General features: G+C 54.6%; 3 protein-coding genes. 1 reads left to right on the top strand and 2 read right to left on the bottom strand.

Features of this window, described 5'->3' with window-relative positions; all coding sequences use genetic code 11:
- On the bottom strand, window positions 1-733 hold a 733-nt coding region (locus AC2FNU_RS23950; protein WP_496793761.1), incomplete at its 3' end, for a flavin-containing monooxygenase.
- A 302-nt stretch (window positions 734-1,035) separates the two neighbouring features.
- Complete coding sequence (locus tag AC2FNU_RS23945) at window positions 1,036-1,848, bottom strand: helix-turn-helix transcriptional regulator (RefSeq protein ID WP_496793759.1); 813 nt, start codon at window positions 1,846-1,848, stop codon at window positions 1,036-1,038.
- A gap of 316 nt (window positions 1,849-2,164) precedes the next feature.
- Here AC2FNU_RS23945 and AC2FNU_RS23940 point away from each other — a divergent pair, with 316 nt between their 5' ends.
- Window positions 2,165-4,234, top strand: coding sequence for an oxidoreductase (locus tag AC2FNU_RS23940; protein WP_496793754.1), 2,070 nt, complete (start codon window positions 2,165-2,167; stop codon window positions 4,232-4,234).
- Window positions 4,235-5,023: the final 789 nt, after the last annotated feature.

Raw genomic sequence — 5,023 nt, 5'->3', positions numbered from 1 at the left:
TGTGCCCGCCATGCGCACCGCTGACCGAGATCGTGACGTGTTCCGTCCCAGGTTTCTGTGCCGCCATATCCCAGAGCCCCAGAACACCTAACCACCAAACGTTGTCGCGGGTGCGATACCGACGTGGGGGCCGGTCATGCGGACCAACCGACAGGAACACCTTGCGACCGGCGCGGTTCAATTCATCCGCGATCTGCGCACCGGACGAACCGGCCCCCACAACCATGACCGCCCCTTCAGGCAGTTGCTCGGGGTTTTTGTAGTAAAAAGAGTGAAGTTGCTTGACCCCTGCCGTTTCCGGCACGATCGGTGGAATGACCGGGTGCTGGAACGCGCCTGTTGCCGCGACAATGCGCTTGGCATGGATTTCACCGGCGCTCGTTTCAATACGGAAACCTCCTTCACCGGGCAACCGTTCTGCTTTCAATGCTTCAACGCCCTCGCGGATCGGGGCATTTACCATTTCCGCGTATTCCACAAGGTATTCGGCGACGCGGTCCTTGGGTACAAATGCATCCGGGTCGTCCCCTTCGAAAGGAAGGCTGGGAAAACGGTCATGCCAGCACGGGCCATTCGCAACCAAAGCATCCCAACGTCCGGTGCGCCATGCCTCGGCGGTGCGGTTCTTTTCCAGAATGATGTGCGGCACTCTGTTATTCCCAAGGTGTTCGCTGAGCGCGATACCCGCCTGTCCGCCGCCAACAACCAGCGTATCCGTTTTCTCGATGGACATGTGTCGGTTCCCTATTACTGAGTCTCGAATTGACCTGAACAGGCCGTCGTTTTTTGTGCGTTTTGCGCTGGTTCAACGGGCGTGCGACCGTAATGGTCGGACCGCCCTACACGATCAAAAAAACGACATCAGGCTCTAGCCGTAGCAATGACCTGTACCGAGTATAGGCCGCTTTAGCTTACCACTGCCTGTGCCACTCCAGCACGTATTGCACGTTTCCGGGATAAGTTTTCACATGTTCGGAAAAGGAGAAATTACTGTCTAACTTACTCTTAATTAGGCTTTGACTAAGCCGCATAGAATTAAGTTGGAATCCCTGCCGTTTTTCCCCTTTCGGAAAGATACGGCGCTATCAGATAGTACAGTTCGCCCTGTGACGAGATATGGCACTTTCGATAAAGTTGCTTGCGCAGTACCTTGACGGTCTGGGGGCTGATACCAAGTGTAAGTCCAATGGAAATCGACGAATGTCCCTGAAGAATTAACAGTGCCACCTGTGCCTGTCTTGGGCTCAGTCCGATGTTCTGTTCTGCGGAAAGGCGATGGCGCAATTGCTCAACCACATCTTCCGGTTCTGTTTCGTTCGAAGGCTTCAGATCTGGCCAGTTCTTTCGTACCAGCGCATTGACGACCGGGGCGACGGTATTGGCCGCGTTGTAATCCTTGGGTGAAAACCGCGATGCGGTGGTCGCGTCCCTTCCGATACATACTGTGATCGAGTTTTCAGGGGTAGGGCGGGCGAAGTAGGCAAGCTCATCCGTCAAAGTCGTGTTTTTGTAGTAGGATTTGAAATACTCATTTCGCTGAAACTGATCGGGTGCAACATTCGTCAATCTGTAAAGACCGTCCGCCGCCCGGCTTTGATGCAGGCCATAAAACGGATCCAACAGATAAGCGCCTTTGACATAATGGCTGTCGATCCGCTCAAAAACACGGCTGTTGCGCGCATAGGTCATTAGAACCTGCGGGCTGCCGTGCTGAAAGAAGGCGATGATTGCGAAATTGTCAAAGGAACATGTTGCATCCAGCCACGTGTAAAGCGCGTCGCCAAAACTTTCTGATCCGATTGCCAGGATTGCGGCTGACAGAGCGTCTGGTGCTGAAATGGACGACATCTTCGAATACCCCTCTGGGGGTATATACCCCTTGAAACGACCAAAGTAACCTTTCTCCTTAAGATTAGTGGTATGTTGTGGCGCCAGCGATCGCGGTGCGACCGGGCGACGCCGGATCAGCTAACTTGCATCGGGAATACAGAGGACTCGATCATGACCGAAGATACGCTCGACCGTCTTTTCCAAGACGAACCCTAGACCAAAGGTGTTGAAACTATCCCTCCCGCCACCATCACCGAAATCGACTTCGGTTTCTAATTCTGGACCCGAGGACACATCCCTCTGACACATATCGGCCACCGACAAGGAGCCAGCCATGCGCGACCCACGCTATGACATTTTGTTCGAACCAATGAAGATTGGCCCCCTGACAGCCAAGAATAGGTTCTATCAAGTGCCCCATTGCAACGGAGGTGGATACAGAGACCCATCAGCAGCGGCTGCGATGCGAGGCATCAAGGCCGAAGGTGGGTGGGGCGTCATCTTCACCGAACAGTGCGAGATGCACCACACATCAGAGATTACACCTTTTATCGAGTTACGCCTGTGGGAAGACAAGGACATCCCGCAACTGCGCAAAATGTCCGAAAGCATGAAGACGCATGGCGCGCTGGCCGGCATTCAGCTTGCCTATTCCGGTATCAACGGTCCCAACCTTTACACCAAAGAGGTTCCACTGGCGCCTTCGGCCATGCCGATCCGCACCTTTACCAATGATCCGGTGCAGGCCCGTGCATTGGACAAGCAGGACATCAAGGACCTGCGTCGTTGGTTCGTGAATGCCGCAAAACGCTCGAAGGAAGCGGGTTTCGACCTGATCTGCCTGTATGGTGCGCACGGTTTTGGTATTTTCCAGCATTTCCTCAGCCGCGCTACGAACCAACGCACGGACGAATACGGCGGCTCATTGGAAAACCGTGCCCGCTTCAGTCAGGAGGTTATTGCCGATATGCGCGATGCCGTGGGCGATAAGATGGCGATCACGCTTCGGGTGTCGTTGGACGAATCCATTGGCGATCTGGGCTTCTCGAACGCTGAAGTGCGCGACTACATCGAGATGAACAAAGATTTGCCCGATCTTTGGGATCTGGCGCAAGGCACGTGGGAGGATTGTTCCGGCCCTTCACGGTTCAAGGAAGAGGCTGCACAGGAACAATTGGTGCGCGGCATTCATGAATTGACCGACAAACCTATCGTCGGGGTCGGGCGCTTCACCTCACCCGATGTGATGGCCAAGATGATCAAGTCGGGCACGCTTGATTTCATCGGCTGCGCGCGGCCATCGATTGCCGACCCTTTCCTGCCGAAGAAAATCGAAGAAGGACGGATCGAGGACATTCGGGAGTGTATCGGCTGCAATATCTGCATCACCGGTGACATGACCATGTCAATCAGCCGCTGCACCCAGAACCCGACCTTCATGGAAGAATGGCGCAAAGGTTGGCACCCCGAGAAGATGAACGACAAGGGCAACAGCACAAACGTCCTCGTCGTCGGTTCTGGCCCCGCAGGGCTTGAGGCTGCCTGGGCGCTCTGCCGCCGCGGATATGATGTCGCCGTGGCCGAGTCGCGCGATGTGATCGGCGGTCGCGTGGCCCGCGAACGCCTGCTGCCGGGCCTGTCGGCCTGGGGTCGGGTGGTTGACTATCGCGACTACCAGCTCAGCCAGCGTCCGAACGTGGAGATTTATCGTGAAAGCGCGTTGGACGCCGAGAGTATTCTGGAGTTCGGCTTTGAAAACGTCTGCATCGCCACCGGGTCCACCTGGCGCAACGATGGGGTTTCGCGTCAGCACGTTGTTCCAATGCCGATCGCTGACGGTGCCAAGGTCTATACGCCGGATGATCTGATGGACGGCACCATCCCGTCCGGCCGCGTGGTGGTGTATGACGACGACCACTATTACATGGGCGGCGTCTTGGCCGAACTTCTGGCCAAAAACGGTGCGCAGGTGACACTGGTTACACCATCGGCCTATGTCAGTGACTGGACCAACAACACGCTCGAACAAATCGCCATCCATCCGCGGCTGGTGGATGCAGGTGTCGAGATCGTGCTCAACCAAGGTGTTACCGAAATCCATCCGGATCATGTGGTTTCGAACTGTGTTTACACGGACCGAACCTGGAAGATCGAGGCAGATGCTGTCGTAATGGTGGCGTCACGTCTGGAAAACAACGGCCTGTTCAATGACCTGAAAGCCCGCGAGGCCGAATGGGCAGATGCAGGCATCAAGTCGGTCAAACTCATCGGTGACGCCAACGCTCCGGGTCCGATCGCTTGGGCAACCTATGCCGGCCATCGCTATGCGCGTGAACTCGATGGTCCGGAGATAGGAGACAATCTGCCATTCCGCCGCGAAATAACAGAACTCGCACTGGACTGAATGCATTTAAGAATTTGGGGCGGTAGAGGGCAATCTCTACCGTCAGATGCCATTAAACGCAATTTTCTCGTGTGAAAGCTGTATCGATGGAACTGAATTTCGTGATCCGGCAAATTTGAGTTCTCAAAAGGGCGGCACACTACTTGCAGTTATCCGTGACATTTTATGATGCTTGGATACATGGGGTGTCCAAGAGGCTCTGCCGGCCTTTTTTTGATGCTCTTTCAGAGAATGCTGGCTGGGGTGGTAGGATGCCATGCTAAGTACTTGATATATAACATTTAAATAAGTAAAATGGAGAGAACATGGGGTCAAGTTCGAATTTTTGTATCCCGGTTTGTATCCGCAACAGAAAATCTGCCTTAGTAACTTCGCCAATGTTGCAAAGAGGGTGAGTGTCTGGCGGTTTCTTAGACCAAACAGATGGGCCGATCCTCTTTTAGCTCAGGCCGACTTCTGTCCCAAAACTCCAGGCGACGGATAGACTGGTACGCCTCCGATTACGTGGCCCATGCGGCGCAAACGACGAATTCCGCCTCGCCGCCACCGCTCAGAACCTCCTTAAAGTGGCCAAGATCTTTCCTGCACGGCAGCAAACACGGAAAGATTGATCAGGCCCTCACGCTTGGTTCGGCGCTCCTCTTTCTGCGACAGCAACGCTTTGTTTCTTAAAGGAATGGGCGTATTTCGTTGAAAAACTCTTGCTTGATCGTGAGGTAAGTCGCTGATTCAATTCTCCCCGAGGATGGGAGGACTGAGCGATGATGGGGCGGAAGCAGGAAGCGCAGG

The organism is Ruegeria sp. BHSB064 (assembly GCF_059613205.1).
This window is presented reverse-complemented; position numbering and strand designations above follow the sequence as displayed.

Bases quoted from the DNA above. Each gene is read 5' to 3' on its own strand.
- AC2FNU_RS23945 (WP_496793759.1), bottom strand. From the start codon at position 1,848: ATGTCGTCCATTTCAGCACCAGACGCTCTGTCAGCCGCAATCCTGGCA.
- AC2FNU_RS23940 (WP_496793754.1), top strand. From the start codon at position 2,165: ATGCGCGACCCACGCTATGACATTTTGTTCGAACCAATGAAGATTGGC.